Origin of the sequence: Tsukamurella sp. 8F (genome assembly GCF_029167375.1) — a bacterium.
Lineage (GTDB): Bacteria > Actinomycetota > Actinomycetes > Mycobacteriales > Mycobacteriaceae > Tsukamurella.
Window position 1 is genome coordinate 16,038 of record NZ_JARFTP010000029.1, and the last position, 17,631, is coordinate 33,668.

The window sequence follows — 17,631 nt, forward strand, 5'->3', positions numbered from 1 at the left end:
GGATCGCTCGACGCGTCCGCACCGTCGAACCGCAGCCACACCGCCGAGTTCGGGCCCATGACCACCTCGGCGGACGCGGGACGCCCGTGCCATGAGCGGGTCTCGGCCGTTACGCCGCCCATGTTGCCGCCGCCCGTGCCCTCGTAGTCGGTGGAGTCGGTATTGAGGATCTCATGCCACGCTCCCGCGTAGGGCACGCCGACGCGGTAGCGGTCCTGCGTTGCGCCGGAGAAGTTGTAGAGGCACAGGACCACGGACCCGTCGGAGCCCCACCTCAGGAAGCTCAGCACGTTGTTCTGCGAGTCGTTGGCGTCCACCCACTCGTAGCCCGACGGTGTCGCGTCCTGGCTCCACAGCGCGGGGTGCGCGCGGTAGGCGGCGTTGAGATCGCGCACCAGAGAACGGATCCCGGCGTGCAGTTCGCCCTCCCAGCCCACGGCGTCGTCCCAGTCCAGGCTGCGCTCCTCGGACCACTCGCGCACCTGACCGAACTCCTGCCCCATGAACAGTAGCTGCTTGCCAGGGTGTGCCCACATGTAGGCGAGCAGTGCGCGGACACCCGCTGCCTTGGTGCGCGAGTCGCCCGGCATACGGGTCCACAGCGTGCCCTTGCCGTGCACTACCTCGTCGTGGCTTATCGGGAGCAGGAAGTTCTCGCTCCACGCGTACATCAGCGAGAAGGTGATCTCGTGGTGGTGGAAGCTGCGGTGGATCTGGTCCCGGGTCAGGTAGCCCAGGGTGTCGTGCATCCAGCCCATGTTCCACTTCATCGAGAAGCCCAGGCCGCCGAGGTTGGTCGGACGGGTGACGCCCGGCCATGACGTCGACTCCTCGGCGACGGTGACTATGCCGGGGTGCGACTTGTGCACCGTGGCGTTCATCTCCTGCAGGAACTCGACCGCCTCGAGGTTCTCCCGGCCGCCGTACCGGTTCGGGGTCCAGCCGCCGTCGGGACGCGAATAGTCGAGGTACAGCATGGAGGCGACCGCGTCGACGCGCAGGCCGTCGATGTGGAACTCCTCTATCCAGTACAGCGCGTTGGCAACGAGGAAGTTGCGTACCTCGCGCCGGCCGAAGTCGAAAACGTACGTGCCCCAGTCGAGCTGCTCGCCGCGCCGAGGGTCCGCATGCTCGTAGAGCGGGGTGCCGTCGAAGCGCGCGAGTGCCCATGCGTCCTTGGGGAAGTGGGCGGGCACCCAGTCCACGATGACGCCGATCCCGGCGGCGTGCAGGACGTCGACGAACTCACGGAACTCGTCGGGCGTGCCGAAGCGTGACGTCGGTGCATAGTACGAGGTGACCTGGTATCCCCACGACCCGCCGAACGGGTGCTCGGCGACCGGCAGCAACTCGACGTGCGTGAAGCCGGTCTCCGTGACGTACTCGGCCAGTTCGCGTGCGAGATCGAGGTACCCGAGGCCCTGCCGCCACGACCCGAGGTGCACCTCGTAGACGCTCATCGGACGCGCCACGGGGTCCGTCTCGGCCCGCCTGGCTATCCACGCGGTGTCGCCCCATTCGTACGCCGACGAGGTGACGATCGACGCGGTCGCCGGCGGCACCTCGGTGCGCCGGGCCATCGGGTCCGCCTTCTCCACCGGACCGGCGTCCGTGAATATCCGGTACTTGTATCTGGCGCCGTCACCCACACCTGGGACGAAGACCTCCCAGATGCCACTCGAACCCAGCACCCGCATGGGATAGGACTCGCCGGCCCAGTACTCGAAGTCGCCGATCACGGTGACCCCCTGAGCATTCGGAGCCCACACCGCGAAGGACGTGCCGGTGACGGTGCCGTCCGGCGTCTCGTACTCGCGTACGTGCGCGCCGAGCACATCCCAGAGCCGTTCGTGGCGGCCCTCGGAGACGAGGTGCTGATCGAGCTCGCCGAGAGTGGGCAGGAATCGGTAACCGTCCGCAACGGTGGACGTCCCGCCGGGATACTCGACCTCGTAGCGGTAGTCGATCAGATCCTTGATCGGTACGCATGTACCGAAGAGTCCGCCCTCTATGCGCCGCAACGGGAATCGGTCGCCGCCGATCACCGCGGTGACCGATTCCGCGCCCGGCCTCAGCGTCCGCAGCACGGTCCCGCCGCGCGCGTCCGGCCCGGATGTCCCGCCTGTTTCGTGAGCGCCGAGAATCGAATGCGGGTCGTGGTGGGTGCCGGACAGCAGCCGGTGGCGCGCCTCGGGCTCGACCGCTGCCGGATCGGCGGAGCCGGCTGTGCCTTCGGAGTCGGTGGTCATCACCATTCCCTTTCCTGCGACGGTCCCTGTGTCAGCACATCGATCGCATGCAGCGGCAGTTCGATCCAACTGGGTCGATTCTGCGCCTCGTAGACGGCTTCGTAGAGCGCTTTCTCGAGCTCGAACGCGCGGAGCGCTGCCGGTGTGTCCCGAGGGTCGGCACCCGCCTCTCGGGCGTAGCCGGTGCAGAACGCGTCGCGGTTGCGGCGCGTCCACTCGTCGGCTCGGAAACGCAACTGCGCGGACGGACCCGGCCCCGCGTCCTGCAGCGGGCTGCGCCCGGCGTAGTCGAGTGAGCGCAGGATGCCGGCGACGTCTCGCAGCGGATGATCGGGGGCGCGGCGTGCGGCGGGCTCCGCGGCTGGCTCGCCCTCGAAATCCACCAACAGCCACCCCGATGGTGTGCGCAGCGCCTGCCCGAGGTGCAGGTCACCGTGCACGCGCTGGAACTCCCACGGACCGGGAGGCTCGTCGGCGGCCGCGCGCGCCACCGCGGCGACGCGCTCGCGCAGCCCGGCCAGCTGGGGCACGACGATGACGGCCCGCTCCAGTCCGGCGGTCAGGTCCGCGAACCGGCCCCGCCCCGCATCGTCCGGGCCGCCGGAACCGGGCGCGGGAGCCGCGCCCAGCGTCGCCCGTAGGTCGGCATGCATGCGAGCCACCGCGCCCCCCAGGCGCAACATCTCAGCGGCGGTGTCCGAACCGACCTCCTCCGCGAGCAGATCGCCTTCGGCCATGAGGTCCCGAACGCTCGCGAGCGCGAGTTGCCAGCCGTCGGCCGCGTTCGCCTCGAACCGCTGGGCCATCGCGAGCGTCGTCGGCTGAGCTGTGAGCGGCGCTCCGGTCCACTCGACGGAGCCCAGCAGCGGCGCCACCGACGGGGATCCGGCCCGCGTCAGCGCACCCGTGAGCTCCACGTCCGGGTTGGGGCCGGGGAATACGCGCCGGAAGACCTTGAGCAGAACGGCACCGTCGAGCACCACCGAGCTGTTCGACTGGTCTACGCCGAGCGGATGTACCCGTTCGACGCCGGCAGCCCACGTGTCGCCGTCGGTGCGGAATCGGAGCGCGCCCGCCGCACCGCCGGCGGCGACGTGCCGGGCGAGGGCGAGGGCGCCGTCGGGGTCTGTCAGCGCACAGGTGAGGACAGTGCCGATGTCGGGGGAGGGAACGTGCGCGGCCTCTGCCGCCGGCGGCAGCGAGTCACGCACGAGCAGCGGCACCTGGTAGAGGTGGACAGCGGCGGTGGCACCGGGCCCGCCCGCGGCCCCGTCGAGCTCCACCTCGACCAGAAGCCACTCGAGCGTGCCCGCATCGGCCGGCAACGACTGCCTCCCTGCGATGCGCGTTCCGACGACGGCAGAGGTCTTGGCCGAGAACCACCGCTGCGCGGGTAGCCATCGGCCGAGGGCGGCGGCGAGGGCCGCGTCGGTGACGCTCATGCCGGTACCTCGCGCGGGTCGGCGCGCAGCGCGAACCAGTAGAAGCCGTGGCCCGGCAGTGTGAGCATGTACTCCGTCTCGCCGATCGGGGGGAAGGGTACGGATCCCGTCAGCTCCATGGGAATCCGGCCGGACCACGAGCTGAGGTCCAGCACCGCGGCGCCGGGGAAGCGGGACAGGTTGTGCACACAGAGGATCGGGTCGTGGCCGTCGAATTCGCGCACGTATGTGAGAACCGAGGGGTTCGGGCACCCGAGTTCTGTGAGCGTGCCGAGGCCGAACGCGGGATGCTGCTTGCGGACGGCGATGAGGCGACGCGTCCAGTGCAGCAGGCTGTTCGTGGAGTTCAGCTGGGCCTCTACATTCACACCCTGGTAGCCGTAGGTGGGGTCCATGATGACGGGCAGGTACATGCGGCCGGGGTCGGCGCGCGAGAAACCCGCGTTGCGGTCGGGGGACCACTGCATGGGTGTGCGGACCGCGTCGCGGTCGCCCAGCCAGATGTTGTCGCCCATACCGATCTCGTCACCGTAGTACAGGATCGGCGACCCCGGCAGGCTGAGCAGCAGCGCCGTGAACAGCTCGAGCCGCGTGCGGTCGCCCTCCAGCAGCGGTGCGAGCCGTCGCCGGATTCCGATGTTCGCCTTCATCCGCGGGTCGGACGCGTACTCGGCGTACATGTAATCGCGGTCGGCGTCGGAGACCATCTCGAGGGTCAGCTCGTCGTGGTTGCGGAGGAAGATGCCCCATTGGGCCGTCGCGGGGATGGCCGGGGTCTCGGCGAGGATCTCGGAGATCGGGAAGCGGGACTGCCGCCGGACCGCCATGAAGATGCGGGGCATCAGGGGGAAGTGGAAGGCCATGTGGCACTCGTCCCCGTCGCCGAAGTACTCGACCACGTCCGACGGCCACTGGTTCGCCTCCGCGAGGAGCACGCGACCGGGGTACTCGGCGTCGATGACGGCGCGGCACTTGCGCAGGAAGGCGTGCGTCTCCGGGAGGTTCTCGCAGTTGGTGCCCTCGCGCGCGTACAGGTAGGGCACGGCATCGAGGCGGAAGCCGTCGATCCCCAGGTCCAGCCAGAACCTCAGCACGTCGAGCATCGCTTCGTGCACTTCGAGGTTGTCGTAGTTGAGATCCGGCTGGTGGCTGAAGAAGCGGTGGAAATAGTACTGCTTACGGACCGGGTCGAATGTCCAGTTCGACGGCTCGGTGTCGACGAAGATCACACGCGCGTCCGGATACCCGGTGTCGTCGTCGGCCCACATGTAGAAGTCGCCGAACGGGCCGTCGGGGTCGGATCGCGAGGCCGCGAACCACGGGTGCGTGTCCGACGTGTGGTTCATGACCAGGTCGCAGATGATGCGGATGCCGCGCTCGTGTGCCGCCTCGACGACGGCGCGGAAATCGTCCACGGTGCCGAATTCGCCCAGGACGGTGCGGAAGTCGCGGATATCGTAGCCGCCATCGCGTAGCGGTGAGTCGTAGAACGGCGGCAGCCACAGGCAATCCACGCCGAGCCATGCCAGATAGTCGAGCCGCTGTAGCAGGCCGCGCAGGTCTCCCGTGCCGTCGCCGTCGGAGTCGTCGAACGCACGCACCAGCACCTCGTAGAACACGGCGCGCTGGAACCACAGCGGATCGCTCTCGGCGGGCGGGAGAGCGCCCGGCGGACCGCCCGCACGCGCGACGTCTCGGACCGCCGGGTCGTCTGCGCCCGGCCGGTCTTCCGCATGGGTCCCTTCGGTCACGGCACCCGGTACGTCGACGTGGTGCGGGCTACGGCGTCGAGCCGCGGCAGCGCGATGATGTGTGCGACGTTGCGCCACGGCTCGAGGCGGATGTAGTTGGCCTGGCCCCAGTGGTACTCCTCACCGGTGACCTCGTCGCGTACATCGAATCGTGCATGCCAATCCATACCGATCGCAGGCAGGTCCAGCCACAGCGTGCCCGACTCCGCGCCGAACGGGTTGAGGTTCACCACCGTCAGCACTGCGTCGCCGGACGCCGGGTCGTGCTTGCTGTATGCGATGAGCGCGTCGTTGTCGACGTGGTGGAAGTGAAGGTTCCGCAGCTGCTGTAGAGCGGGGTGGCGGCGTCGGATCTCGTTGAGCCGTGCGATGAACGGCGCCAGGGACTCGCCCCGGCTCTCGGCCCCCTTGTAGTCGCGCGGCCGGAGCTCGTACTTCTCCGAGTCGAGGTACTCCTCGCTGCCCTCGCGCACGGCCTGATGCTCATAGAGCTCGTAGCCCGAGTACACGCCCCACGTCGGCGACAGCGTCGCGGCGAGCGCCGCACGCAGCGCGAACATGCCCGGGCCGCCGTGCTGCAGACTCTCATGCAGGATATCCGGCGTGTTGACGAACAGGTTGGGGCGGCACACATCGGCCATCGACGCGTGCTCGACGCCGAACTCCGTCAGCTCCCACTTGGCGGTGCGCCATGTGAAATATGTGTAGCTCTGGGTGAATCCGAGCTTCGCCAGCCCGTACATGCGGGCGGGCCGGGTGAACGCTTCGGCGAGGAAGAGCACGTCGGGGTGGTGGCGCTTCACCTCGGTGATGAGCCACTCCCAGAAGTCCGGTGGCTTGGTGTGTGGGTTGTCGACGCGGAAGATCTTCACTCCCTGGTCGACCCAGTGCAGCGTGACGCGCAGCAGCTCCCGGTAGATCCCGACCCGATCGTCGTCGAAGTTGATCGGGTAGATGTCCTGATACTTCTTCGGCGGGTTCTCCGCGTACGCGATCGTGCCGTCGGGAAGCACCGTGAACCATTCGGGATGCTCTGTGGCCCAAGGATGGTCGGGCGCAGCCTGGAACGCCAGGTCCAGTGCCACTTCCATGCCGAGCTCCTGCGTGCGGGCGAGGAAGTAGCGGAAGTCCTCTTCGTTCCCGAGGCCCGGGTGCACGGTGTCGTGCCCGCCCTGGGCCGAGCCGATCGCCCACGGCGAGCCCACATCGTCGGGTCCCGGTGTCAGGGTGTTGTTGCGCCCCTTGCGGTTCACCTCCCCGATCGGATGGATCGGAGGCAGGTACACCACGTCGAAGCCCATGTCCGCGATACGCGGCAGGTCCTCGGCCGCCGTGAGGAACGTGCCGTGCACGGGCCGGCCCTCGGCGTCCCAGCCACCCGTCGAGCGGGGGAAGAACTCGTACCACGCACCGAACAGGGCGCGTTTGCGATCGACCCAGATCCGGTGGGTGCGCGACTTGGTGACCAGGTCACGCAGCGGGTATGCGGCGAGCAGTGCGACGATGTCCGGATGCAGTGCCGGCGCGGTCCGTTCTACCAGTGTGCGTTCCGTATCCCGCAGGGCCGCAGCGCAATCGGAGAGACGTTGCCGGTCGTGCGGCGGGACTCCACCGGCGGCCCGATCCAGCAGGCGCGCTCCGATCTCGAGATCGTTGGCGAGTTCGCCAGCACCCTGCCCGGCGGCGATCTTCTTCCCGACCGCGTCGCGCCACGTAGCGAGCGGGTCCGACCAGCCCTCGATGCGGACTGACCAGAAGCCTGGTGCGTCCGGGCTGAACACCGCGTTGAACACGTCCTGCTGCGAACTGGGGGCCATCCGGATGTACTGCGGCACGTCACCCTCGGCGGGCGTGACGACCAGCGTGGCGGCGACGGCGTCGTGGCCCTCACGCCATACGGTCGCGGAGACGGGAACCACTTCACCCACCGTCGCCTTGCCGGGGTACTGCCCCCCGGATACGACGGGTTCGATGTCATCGATACCGATTCGGCCGGTCACCCGCACAACCGTATCCGAATACCCGGCGCCATGTGCGGGGCGCGGGAGACGTGATCCGCACGCCCGCGGTGTCGATGGGCGGCCCGCCGCCGTGCCGATGGGCGGCTCGCCGCCGTGTCGATGGGCGGCTCGCCGCCGTGCCGATGGGCGGCCCGCCGCCGTGCCGATGGGCGGCCCGCCGCCGTGCCGATGGGCGGCCCGCCGCCGTGCCGATGGGCGGCCCGCCGCCGTGGACCTCAGTGCGGCGCCACCTCGGCGATGCGTTCGGTGGCCAGACGGGCCGCCTCGACCGCGCTGTTGATGACGATCTCGCCGCGCATTCCGGGGGCCGCGACGGTGTCTCCCACGAGATATACGCCGTCGCCGCGGTCGATCGCGGGGCGGTCGCGCCAGGTGTAGCCGGGGAGGTCGTTGGCGCCCGTGCGGTCACGGGCGGTGGCGGTCCGGGTGAAGGTGGCGCGCTCCCGCCATCCGGGGAGGGCCCGCTCGGCGAGGCGAGCGAGCCGCTCGTGCGCTGCCGACGGCCCCTCGTCGGGGCGCACCGGCATCTGCAGTTGGTAGAGGGCCTCGCCCGCCGGGGCCACCGTGGAGTCCTGCATCGAGTAGCTCTCGTGGAAGCCTCCCTCATCGAGGTCGAACACCAGGCTGCAATCCCCGCGCGAAGGCCGTACGGCGATGTCGAGCAGCGCCGCATGACCCATGGGCCAGCCGAGGGAGTCGTCGCCGAGGAGTCCCCGCGCGGCGAACTGATCGGTTGCGACGATCACCGGTCCGCGTCCGGTGGGCAGCGCATCGACGCGGCTGCCCGTCTGGATGCGCACCTCCAACTCCCGTGCCCGCTGGGCCATCCGGTCGATCACCGCCTGCCACCCACCGACGACCCAGCGGATCGCGGGGATGCGGGGCCCGAGTACACGCTGGAACAGGTCCCAGACGTACGCCGCTGATAGCGCCGTGGTCTCGGCGTCGTACGTGACCACGCTGATCGCGTTGGCCATCCACGTCGTCGTCCGCTCGCCCCAGATCCCCGTGGCCCAGGCTCCGAAGGTCTCATCGACCGGGGCCTTCCGCCATGCCTGTGCCTGAGCGGCGAGCATGCCCGCGGGCGGGATGCGCCGCAACTCGTCGTCGACGCGGAATCGCACGCGGCCCATGGCCGCCGCCGACGGCCAGCCGAGGCGGCCGATCAGTCCGCGGCTGCGTAGCCATCGATAGTGCTCGCCGTCCGCGTAGAACACGTGCGCGCCCTCGTGCGCTACGTACGAGCCCTCGAGTGCCCGGCCGCGTCCGCCGAGCCTGCCGTGTGCTTCGTGCAGGGTGACCTCCGCGCCTGCCTCGGCCGTGGCGATGGCGGCGGTCAGGCCTCCGAGTCCGCCGCCGACGACGGTGACGTGTCCTGTTCCCATGATGGGTCCTCTCCGGTTCGATGGTGTGTGTCCCTGATGCGTGCCGCGAGCATCACGCCGACGGCCCGGATGTAGGCGTCGAAGTCGATCCCGCAGGGCCGGTCGCCCCCGTACAGGTCGTGCATGAGCCACAGATTCGCCATGGCCCCGACGAGCACCTCGGCCTCGGGACGCCAGGCGTCGGGTTCCGACGGTGCCCCCGGCCGGTCGGAGACGGCGAGGTCGCGCAGCGTGCGGGCGACCAATGCGACGCGCACGTCATGGTCGTCGGCTCGGAACGAGTCGAGCAGGCCGGGTGGGACGCTGTTGTCGCGCAACATGATCCGTCTCACGTCGCGGATGTGGTCGGCGCGTACCAGGCCGAGGCGGCACAGTGCCTCGACCTTCTCGGCCAGCGTCGCGTCGGGGTGTCGCTGCTCGATGTAGCCCACGGCCGAGTACCCGGGGCTTGCGAACTGGGCGTACGGCCCCCAGTCGTTCAGGCACCAGCGGACCGACTCGACCAGTAACTCGTTCTTCGAGCCGAAATGGCGGTACAGGGCACCTGTTCCCCCGGTCAGGCCCGCCGCCTTCTCGATCGCCGTGACCGGTGTCCCGGCGAAGCCCCGCTCACCGAAGAGCTGCAACGCGGCCGTCATGATCTTCTCGCGCGTACCCTGCGGCACAACACCTCCTGAAAGTAAGCGATTACGTCCCGGCGGCCCGCCGGCCGCTTCGAAAGTAATCGATTACTTACAAGCGTGCCCGACGGGTGACTCGGATGTCAACGACTGGAGATCGGGTCGGGCCCGAGTCGTGGCGCGCGCGGCTCAGCCGTCGAGGCGCTTCAATGCGCCGAGGACCACCTGCTTGTCCGTCGTCTCCCAGAACGGCGGCAGGGTGGCGCGGAGGAATCCGCTGTAGCGCGCGGTGGCGAGGCGAGGATCGAGAACGGCGACGACGCCGCGATCGTCGACCGATCGCAGCAGCCGGCCGACTCCCTGCGCGAGCAGCAGAGCCGCGTGAGTGGCCGCGACGCTGATGAATCCGTTGCCGCCCCGGGCCTCGACGGCGCGTTGCCGTGCGGTGAGCAGGGGATCGTCGGGACGCGGGAACGGGATACGGTCGATGATGACCAGTGACAGAGATGGCCCCGGCACGTCGACGCCCTGCCACAGGCTGAGGGTGCCGAACAGTGACGTCGCGGGGTCGGCGGCGAAGTCGCGCACCAGCTGACCCGTCGCGCCCTCGCCCTGGCACAGGATCGGCGTGTCGACGCGCTCACGTAGCGCGGCGGCAGCGGCTTTGGCGGCCCGGGTCGAGCTGAAGAGGCCGAGCGTGCGTCCGCCCGCCGCTGTGAGGAGCTCGGCGATCTCGTCGAGCATCTGCGGCGCGGTGCCGTCCCGGCCGGGCGGGGGCATGGACTTGGCGACGTACAGGATGCCCGAGCGCGCGTGGTCGAAGGGTGACCCCACATCCAGGTGCGACCACTCGAGGGTGTGCTCGGGGTTCTTGCCTGTGGCGAGGCTCGGATCCCGCTGCGGCTCAGTGGGGTTCCGGGTCAGCCCCCATGCGCCGGCAGCGCTGTCGAAGGTGCCGCCCACCGCGAGCGTCGCGGACGTGAGGACCACCGTCGACTCACCGAACAGGCGGCTGCGCAGCAACCCGCCCACCGACAGTGGCGCGATCATCAGAGTGCGGCGGAATCCGCCCTTGATCGGCACATCAGCGGTCCACACGACGTCGTAGCGCTTGGACTCGTCGGGCTCGTCGAATGCCGTGAGCACACGTACCGCGGTGTCGTGCACTTCGTCGAGCGCGGTCAGCGCTGCGCTGCGGGCCGCCGCGGCGTCGGCGTCCAGGTTCGCCCCACGCGCCGGGCCGACGGCGGTCCGGGTCGCCCACGCGGCGTCGCGCACAGCAGCAAGGGCGGAGGCGCCGTCGGGTAGGGATAGCCAGCGCCGGGTCCCCACATCCTCGAGGAGCGAGCCGAGGCCCTCGCTCGCGGCGATCATCGCGTCGGCGATCTCGTCCTCCACCAGCTTGCCCGCACGGCGCGCGGCGGCGGCGACGGTGCCCGCGGTGAGTTCTGCCGTCGCGACCGAGGTGACCCGGTCGACGAGCTCGTGAGCCTCGTCCACGATCACCGCATCGTGATCGGGAAGGACGTTGACATCGGTCATAGCGTCGATCGCGAGCAGCGCGTGGTTGGTGACGACCACGTCGACCCGGCCCGTCTGCTTGCGGGCTTCCTCGGCGAAGCAGTCCTGGCCGTACGTGCAGTTGCTCGCCCCCAAGCACTCTCGTGCGCCCACGCTCACCAGCCGCCACGCCTGGTCGCTCACGCCGGGCTCGATCTCGTCGCGGTCGCCGGTCTCGGTGTCCGACGACCATTCGCGTAACCGCTTGATCTCGCGGCCCATGCGGGACGCCGCGAACGGGTCGAACAGCTCCGCCGAGTCCGGCTCGGAGGCCGCCGAGCTGTGTAGCTTGTTCAGGCACAGGTAGTTGCCGCGGCCCTTGAGGATCGCGAACGTGGGTTCGCGTCCGAGGTCGGACTTCAGGGCCTTCGACAGACGCGGGAGGTCGCGGTCGACCAGCTGGCGTTGCAGGGCGATGGTCGCCGTGCTCACTACAACGGTGTTTCCGGTGGTGACCGCGTGCCGCATCGCGGGTACCAGGTACGCGAGTGACTTCCCGGTGCCCGTACCGGCCTGCACGGCGAGGTGTTCGCCCGTGTCCAGGGAGTGCGCGACCGCCGCTGCCATCCGTACCTGGCCGTCGCGTCGGGTGCCGCCCAGCGCGCCGACGGCGTTGTCGAGCAGACGCGGAACGATGGGCGGTTCGGGCACCGGGCGAGTTTACCGGGACGTCAGGTGCCGCAGCAGTGTGGCCGCCAGCGTCCGCGCCGCTCCCGACGGTGCCGTGCGTGTCGCCAACGACAGGTGGTTGGGTGCCGAGCCCGAGATCGCGACCGACGGTGCTCCGCCCGTCATCGAGCGCGACAGGATCGTCACGCCGGCGCCGTGTGCCGCGAGCTGCAGCAGCGCGTCGGGGGAGTGGGCCTGGACGGCGACGTCGAGTGCCACCGAATGCGCGGCGCACGTCGCGTCGAGCGCCGCACGTACTCCCGTGCCCGGTGGCAGGCAGAGGATCGTCTCCGCGGTCAGGTGTTTCGGTGTGATCGGCGCGCGCCGCCGTGTCCAGGGGTGGCCCTCGGGAACGACGGCGACCAGCGGCTCCGTGAGAAGCGTGCGCGACTCGAGCGTGTCCGGAAGGGGATGAGCGTGCGCTACGAGGGCGACGTCGAGCGTGCCGCTGTGCAGGTCCCGCACGAGCGGGTCGGAGTTGCCCTCCGTCACCTCGACGGTGACCGCCGGGTGATCGTGACGGAACTCCGCGAAGCCTGCCAGGAAGCCGGGTATCGCACAGCCGATGACGGTGCCCAGCCGCACATGCCCGCGGTCGAGTCCGGCGAGTTCGTCTGCGGCCGTGCGCAGATCGTCGACACTGCGTAGCGCCGCGCGGGCGTAGGGGAGGAGCTGCTCACCCTCGGCCGTCGGCGCGACGCTACGCGTCCCCCGCTGGAACAGGCGGTGGCCGAGCTCCCGCTCGAGCTTTCCGATCTGCGCGGACACCCCTGACTGGCTGACCTGCAGGACGTCCGCGGCCGCGGTGAACGAACCCTGATCGGTGACCGCGATCAGGTAGCGCAGCTGATGAAGCTCCATAACTATTAATGCTAGCTCATAGCTGATTCAGCTGTTGGACTAATGAGTTCTCCGGTCTCACGATGGACTCATGACAAAGACACCCACACCCCGTGAGATCGCAGAGCTCTACCTGGACTGTTGGCAGCGCAAGGACTTCGAGCCGCTGCGACCCCACCTTGCCGAGGATGTGACGTTCGACGGCGTCTTCGGCTCCACACGCGGCGTCGAGGACTTCCTCGCCGGGCTCGCCGGGATGGCGGCAGGCACCCGGGAGGTGACACTGGTGCGCCGGCTCGCCGACGACACCGATGCCATGACATGGTTCGACCTGGTGATGGGTGACGCGCCCGCAACCGCCACCGTCAACTGGACCCACGTGGAGGACGGTCTCGTCACCGCCGTCCGCGTGACCTTCGACCCGCGCGAGATCCTCGCCGCGGGGTAGCTCTGGCCGCACCGCGCTCGCGGATGTCAGCCGCGGACCACCTCGATTCCAGCGGAGGTCATCTCGTCGAGCGCGGCGGCGGTGGAGCCGGGCGCGACGCCTGCCGTGTAGTCCACCAGCACGCGTACGGAGAGCCCCGTGCGTACGCCGTCGAGGGCCGTGGCGCGGACGCAGTGGTCGGTCGCGATGCCCACCACATCGACAGACGTGATCCCTTGTTCCGCAAGCCAATCCGCAAGCGATTCGCCGTCGGCCGACGCCCCCTCGAAACCCGAGTAGGCCGCCGTGTACTCCCCCTTCGAGAACACGACGGTGCCCTCGGGCAGCGTCAATGCGGGATGGAAGTCCGCGCCGGGAGTGCCGACCCGGCAGTGCGGGGGCCACGAGTCGACGTAGTCCGGGTCGTCGGAGAAGTGCGGCCCGGGGTCGATATGCCAGTCGCGCGTGGCCACCACCGTGCCGTACCGGGCTGCGAGCGCGCTCACCGCGGCGGCGACGGCGGAGCCGCCGTCGACGGCCAGGGACCCGCCCTCGCAGAAGTCGTTCTGTACATCCACGACGATGAGGGCGGTCATGAGCGGGCCTCGAAGCGTGTCGGGATCGCGGGCTCGCCGTGCGACAGGCCGAGGCCCTCCCACGGCAGCGACACCAGGGCCGCGCGTAGGCGCTCTCGCGCGTCCTCGAGCGTCGGTAGCGACAGGGCGGTGTCCCCGCCCCGCACCAGCGGGATCTGCAGGGGCGTGGCAGTCAGGCGGGCGGGCACGCGCGGCTCGACGTCGCGCGGCGACAGGACCTCCTCGACGATGGTCCCCGTCGACTTCGCGAGCCGTACCGCGCGCTTCTCGCCGCCGTGGGTCTCCTTGTGGGAACTGCGTTTCGCAACGGGTACGCCGTCGACCTCGACGAGCTTGTAGACCATCCCCGCGGTAGGTGCCCCGGAGCCCGTGACGAGCGAGGTACCGACCCCGTACACGTCGATCGGCTCCGCTCGGAGCGCGCCGATCGCGTACTCGTCGAGGTCGCCGGACACCACGATCTTCGTTCCCGTCGCGCCGAGCGAGTCCAGTTGCGCGCGGACCTGGCGCGTGATGATGCCGAGATCGCCCGAGTCGATGCGGACGCCACCCAGCCCGGGCCCCGCCGCGCGCACGGCGCGGTTCACGCCCTCGGTGATGTCGTAGGTGTCGACCAGCAGCGTGGTGGCCGCGCCCTGGGCCGCGACCTGCGCGGCGAAGGCCGCCTCCTCGTCGGCACCGTCCGGCCCGGTGTGCAGCAGCGTGAACGCGTGCGCAGCGGTCCCGCCCGACGGCACACCGAAAGTGCGCGCGGCCTCGACGTTCGACGTCGAGGTGAAGCCCGCGAGGTACGCGGCGCGCGCGGCGGCGACGGCGGCGATCTCGTGCGTGCGTCGCGTGCCCATCTCGATCAGCGGTCGCCCCGCCGCCGCGGAGACCATGCGTGCGGCCGCGGCGGCGATCGCGCTGTCGTGGTTGAGGATCGACAGCACCAGGGTCTCCAGCAGGACCGCCTCCGCGAACGAAGAACGCACGGTGAGGATCGGGGACCCCGGGAAGTAGATCTCACCCTCCGGATACCCGTCGATGTCGCCGGAGAAGCGGTAGTCCGCGAGCCAGTCCACGGTTTCGGCGTCGAGGAAGGTCCGCGCGATATCGAGTTCGGCTTCGCCGAAACGGAACCGCTGCAGCGCCTCGAGCACGCGCCCGGTCCCGGCGACCACTCCGTAGCGGCGTCCGTCGGGCAGTCGCCGCGCGAAGACCTCGAACACGCACGGACGGTGCGCGGTGCCGTCCCGCAGCGCCGCTGCCAGCATCGTCAGCTCGTATTGATCGGTGAGCAGCCCCGTGCTGGCCGGCCCGGGATATGCGCCGGGCGGGGCTGTCGTCTCGTGGGTCACACTGGGTACCCTAGAACCTATGAGCAACCACGGCGAAGCTGTACCGGGGGTGGGCCCGAGCTCGGCAGCGCTTCTGGAGCGTCAGGAAGAGCAGTCGGTGGACAAGCCATGGTTGACGGTCGTGTGGGACGACCCTGTCAACCTCATGTCGTACGTGACGTTCGTGTTCCGCAAGCTCTTCGGTTTCAGCACCGCCAAGGCCAAGGAATTGATGATGCAGGTGCACACGGAGGGGCGAGCCGTCGTATCGACCGGGGACCGCGACAAGGTCGAGGGCGACGTCCGCAAGCTGCATGCCGCCGGCCTATGGGCGACGATGCAGCGCGACTCGTAGGGATCTATGCGCAACTGGGCCGCTAAGCGTGGCATCGACGGCATCCATTACGTCTCCAAGATGTCCGCCCACGAGGTAGGCATCGTCCGTTCGCTGGTCTCGTCGCTGGTCGAACTCCTCGACGAGCGTGAGGGCAGCGCCCCGCACGACGAACTGGCCGAACTGACCGGCCTGCGGACCGGGCACTCGGATGCGCCGTCCGACGGGCCGCTGCAGCGTCTCCTGCCGGACTTCTACCGGCCCGATGAGGCGGGCGACGACGGTGTCTCGCGGGAGTTCGCCGGAGATCTCAACGCTGCGCTCCGCTCGCTCAACGAGCCCGAGATCATCGACGCGAAGCGCTCCGCGGCACAGACCGTGCTGGCGACTCTGCCCGAGCACGCGGGCAAGGTCTCGCTCACCGAGGAGCAGGCCGCCGACTGGCTCACCGCCGTCAACGATGTGCGGCTCGCGCTCGGCTCGCTACTCGATATCACCGCCGACCACCCTGAGGGGCGCCCGGGCATCGACCCGGCGCGGATCGACATGTACCACTGGCTCTCGGCCCTGTTGGACGTGCTGGTCACCGCGATGCTGGAGCGGGCGGGCGACTGAGTGGACGTTCCGCTCAGCGCTGAACGAAACCCCGCCCTCAGGAATACCCGCCTGACCGGCCGCGTTGCCCGGAGGCGGCAGGAGACAGACCGCGAGGAGGTGACGGGTGCTGACGATCCGGCGTGAGCTGGTGGACCGCATGATCGCGCACGCGCGGCGTGATCATCCGGACGAGGCGTGTGGCGTCATCGCCGGTCCCGAGGGCTCCGACCGCCCCGAGCGGTTCGTGGAGATGCTGAACGCCGAGCGGTCGCCCACGTTCTACCGCTTCGACTCCGGCGAGCAGCTTCGCGTGTGGCGGGAGATGGACGCGCGCGACGAGGAACCCGTCGTCGTATACCACTCGCACACGGCCACCGAGGCGTACCCGTCCCGCACCGACGTGAGCTTCGCATCCGAGCCGAACGCGCACTACGTGCTGGTCTCCACCCGCGACCCAGAGGCCGCCGAGGTGCGCAGCTATCGCATCTCAGACGGCGCGGTCACCGAAGAGCCCATCGAGATCGAGGAGCAGTAGATGCCCGTCACAGTATCCATCCCCACCATCCTGCGGCCCTACACCGGCGGCGAGAAGCGCGTACCCGCCGACGGCGCGACCCTCGGCGCCGTGATCGATGATCTCGAGTCCCGGCACGCGGGTCTCAAGGAGCGCTTGATCGCCGACGGCAAGCTGCACCGATTCGTCAACGTCTACGTGGACGACGAGGACGTGCGCTTCTCGGGTGGGCTCGACACCGCCGTCGCAGACGGGGGCTCGGTCACGATCCTGCCCGCCGTCGCGGGCGGCTAGGCGTGGCGCGTTTCGGCTCGTTGCTGGAGTCGCTCGGCGGCACGCCGCTCGTCGGATTGCCCCGGCTCTCGCCCAGGTGGGACCAAGGCAGCGCCGAGGACGGCGCCGGGGGCCCGCATGTGCGGCTCTGGGCGAAGCTCGAGGACCGCAACCCGACGGGATCCATAAAGGACAGGCCGGCGCTGCGCATGATCGAGGACGCGGAGCGCGACGGCAGGCTACGGCCCGGGTGCACCATCCTCGAGCCCACGTCCGGCAACACCGGGATCAGCCTCGCGATGGCGGCGAAACTCAAGGGCTACAGGCTGATCTGCGTGATGCCCGAGAACACCAGCGCCGAGCGTCGGCAGCTGCTCACCATGTACGGCGCGGAGATCGTCGCGAGCCCCGCGGCGGGCGGCTCGAACCGCGCTGTCGCGGAGGCCAAGAAGCTGGCCGACGAGCATCCCGACTGGGTCATGCTCTACCAGTACGGGAATCCCGCCAACGCCGCCGCGCACTACCACGGGACCGGACCCGAGCTGCTCGCCGACCTACCTGAGATCACCCACTTCGTGGCGGGTCTCGGCACGACCGGGACGCTCATGGGCACCGGGCGTTATCTGCGTGAGCACGTCCCCGGTATCGCCGTCGTCGCCGCGGAGCCGAGGTACGGCGAGCTCGTCTACGGTCTGCGCAATCTCGACGAGGGCTTCGTCCCGGAGCTCTACGACGAATCCGTGCTCACCACCCGCTACTCGGTGGGCGCCTACGATGCGGTGCGCCGCATGCGCCAGCTGATCGATGACGAGGGGATCTTCGCGGGCGTCTCGACCGGTGGCGTGCTGCACGCCGCGCTCGGCGTCGCGGGCAAGGCCCTGCGCGCTGGCGAGCGTGCCGACGTAGCGTTCGTGGTCGCCGACGCCGGATGGAAGTATCTGTCGACCGGCGCATACGACGGTACGGTGGAAGAGGCGGAGGAAGCCCTCGACGGCCAGCTTTGGGCCTGACCGGACGGCCGATCCCGTAACGGC

Annotated in this window: 15 protein-coding genes and 1 pseudogene; 6 read left to right on the top strand and 10 right to left on the bottom strand. The window is 69.7% G+C overall.

Annotated elements, in window-relative coordinates; all coding sequences use genetic code 11:
- Positions 1-32: 32 nt before the first annotated feature.
- From glgB to P0W64_RS18100, 8 genes and pseudogenes are all read right to left on the bottom strand, one after another.
- A pseudogene (glgB, locus tag P0W64_RS18065) lies at positions 33-2,249 on the bottom strand (1,4-alpha-glucan branching protein GlgB); the annotation flags it as partial.
- The gene (locus P0W64_RS18070; protein ID WP_275481556.1) at positions 2,249-3,691 is read right to left on the bottom strand and encodes a phosphotransferase; all 1,443 of its coding nucleotides are present in this window, start codon (positions 3,689-3,691) and stop codon (positions 2,249-2,251) included. The pseudogene glgB and the gene P0W64_RS18070, both read right to left, overlap by 1 nt.
- A complete protein-coding gene (treS, locus tag P0W64_RS18075) occupies positions 3,688-5,328 on the bottom strand; it encodes a maltose alpha-D-glucosyltransferase (RefSeq protein ID WP_275481584.1) in 1,641 nt (546 codons plus the stop codon). Before treS ends, P0W64_RS18070 begins: the two co-directional genes overlap by 4 nt.
- Before the next feature lie 110 nt (positions 5,329-5,438).
- Positions 5,439-7,442, bottom strand: a complete 2,004-nt coding sequence (locus P0W64_RS18080) for an alpha-1,4-glucan--maltose-1-phosphate maltosyltransferase (RefSeq protein ID WP_275481557.1) — start codon at positions 7,440-7,442, stop codon at positions 5,439-5,441.
- A gap of 236 nt (positions 7,443-7,678) precedes the next feature.
- The gene (locus P0W64_RS18085) at positions 7,679-8,848 is read right to left on the bottom strand and encodes an FAD-dependent oxidoreductase (protein ID WP_275481558.1); all 1,170 of its coding nucleotides are present in this window, start codon (positions 8,846-8,848) and stop codon (positions 7,679-7,681) included.
- The gene (locus P0W64_RS18090) at positions 8,800-9,513 is read right to left on the bottom strand and encodes a TetR/AcrR family transcriptional regulator (protein ID WP_275481559.1); all 714 of its coding nucleotides are present in this window, start codon (positions 9,511-9,513) and stop codon (positions 8,800-8,802) included. The genes P0W64_RS18085 and P0W64_RS18090 overlap by 49 nt, the downstream gene beginning before the upstream one ends.
- A gap of 144 nt (positions 9,514-9,657) precedes the next feature.
- Complete coding sequence (locus tag P0W64_RS18095) at positions 9,658-11,679, bottom strand: ATP-dependent DNA helicase (protein ID WP_275481560.1); 2,022 nt, start codon at positions 11,677-11,679, stop codon at positions 9,658-9,660.
- A 9-nt stretch (positions 11,680-11,688) separates the two neighbouring features.
- A complete protein-coding gene (locus P0W64_RS18100) occupies positions 11,689-12,558 on the bottom strand; it encodes a LysR family transcriptional regulator (protein ID WP_275481561.1) in 870 nt (289 codons plus the stop codon).
- 70 nt (positions 12,559-12,628) lie between these two features.
- Between P0W64_RS18100 and P0W64_RS18105 the strand changes: the two genes are divergently transcribed.
- A complete protein-coding gene (locus P0W64_RS18105; protein WP_275481562.1) occupies positions 12,629-12,985 on the top strand; it encodes a nuclear transport factor 2 family protein in 357 nt (118 codons plus the stop codon).
- A gap of 26 nt (positions 12,986-13,011) precedes the next feature.
- Here the strand turns inward: P0W64_RS18105 and P0W64_RS18110 are convergent, their stop codons facing one another.
- Together P0W64_RS18110 and P0W64_RS18115 are read right to left on the bottom strand one after the other, a co-directional pair.
- Complete coding sequence (locus tag P0W64_RS18110) at positions 13,012-13,560, bottom strand: isochorismatase family protein (RefSeq protein WP_275481563.1); 549 nt, start codon at positions 13,558-13,560, stop codon at positions 13,012-13,014.
- Positions 13,557-14,900: a nicotinate phosphoribosyltransferase gene (locus P0W64_RS18115; RefSeq protein WP_275481564.1), complete on the bottom strand. Its 1,344-nt coding sequence runs from the start codon at positions 14,898-14,900 to the stop codon at positions 13,557-13,559. Before P0W64_RS18115 ends, P0W64_RS18110 begins: the two co-directional genes overlap by 4 nt.
- Positions 14,901-14,919: 19 nt before the next feature.
- Between P0W64_RS18115 and clpS the strand changes: the two genes are divergently transcribed.
- From clpS to P0W64_RS18140, 5 genes are all read left to right on the top strand, one after another.
- Positions 14,920-15,234, top strand: coding sequence for an ATP-dependent Clp protease adapter ClpS (gene clpS / locus P0W64_RS18120; RefSeq protein WP_275481565.1), 315 nt, complete (start codon positions 14,920-14,922; stop codon positions 15,232-15,234).
- A 6-nt stretch (positions 15,235-15,240) separates the two neighbouring features.
- Positions 15,241-15,828, top strand: coding sequence for a DUF2017 domain-containing protein (locus tag P0W64_RS18125; protein WP_275481566.1), 588 nt, complete (start codon positions 15,241-15,243; stop codon positions 15,826-15,828).
- A gap of 106 nt (positions 15,829-15,934) precedes the next feature.
- A complete protein-coding gene (locus tag P0W64_RS18130; RefSeq protein WP_275481567.1) occupies positions 15,935-16,345 on the top strand; it encodes a M67 family metallopeptidase in 411 nt (136 codons plus the stop codon).
- The gene (locus P0W64_RS18135; protein ID WP_275481568.1) at positions 16,346-16,618 is read left to right on the top strand and encodes a MoaD/ThiS family protein; all 273 of its coding nucleotides are present in this window, start codon (positions 16,346-16,348) and stop codon (positions 16,616-16,618) included.
- Positions 16,619-16,620: 2 nt separating this feature from the next.
- A complete protein-coding gene (locus P0W64_RS18140; RefSeq protein ID WP_275481569.1) occupies positions 16,621-17,607 on the top strand; it encodes a cysteine synthase in 987 nt (328 codons plus the stop codon).
- The last annotated feature ends 24 nt before the right edge of the window (positions 17,608-17,631 follow it).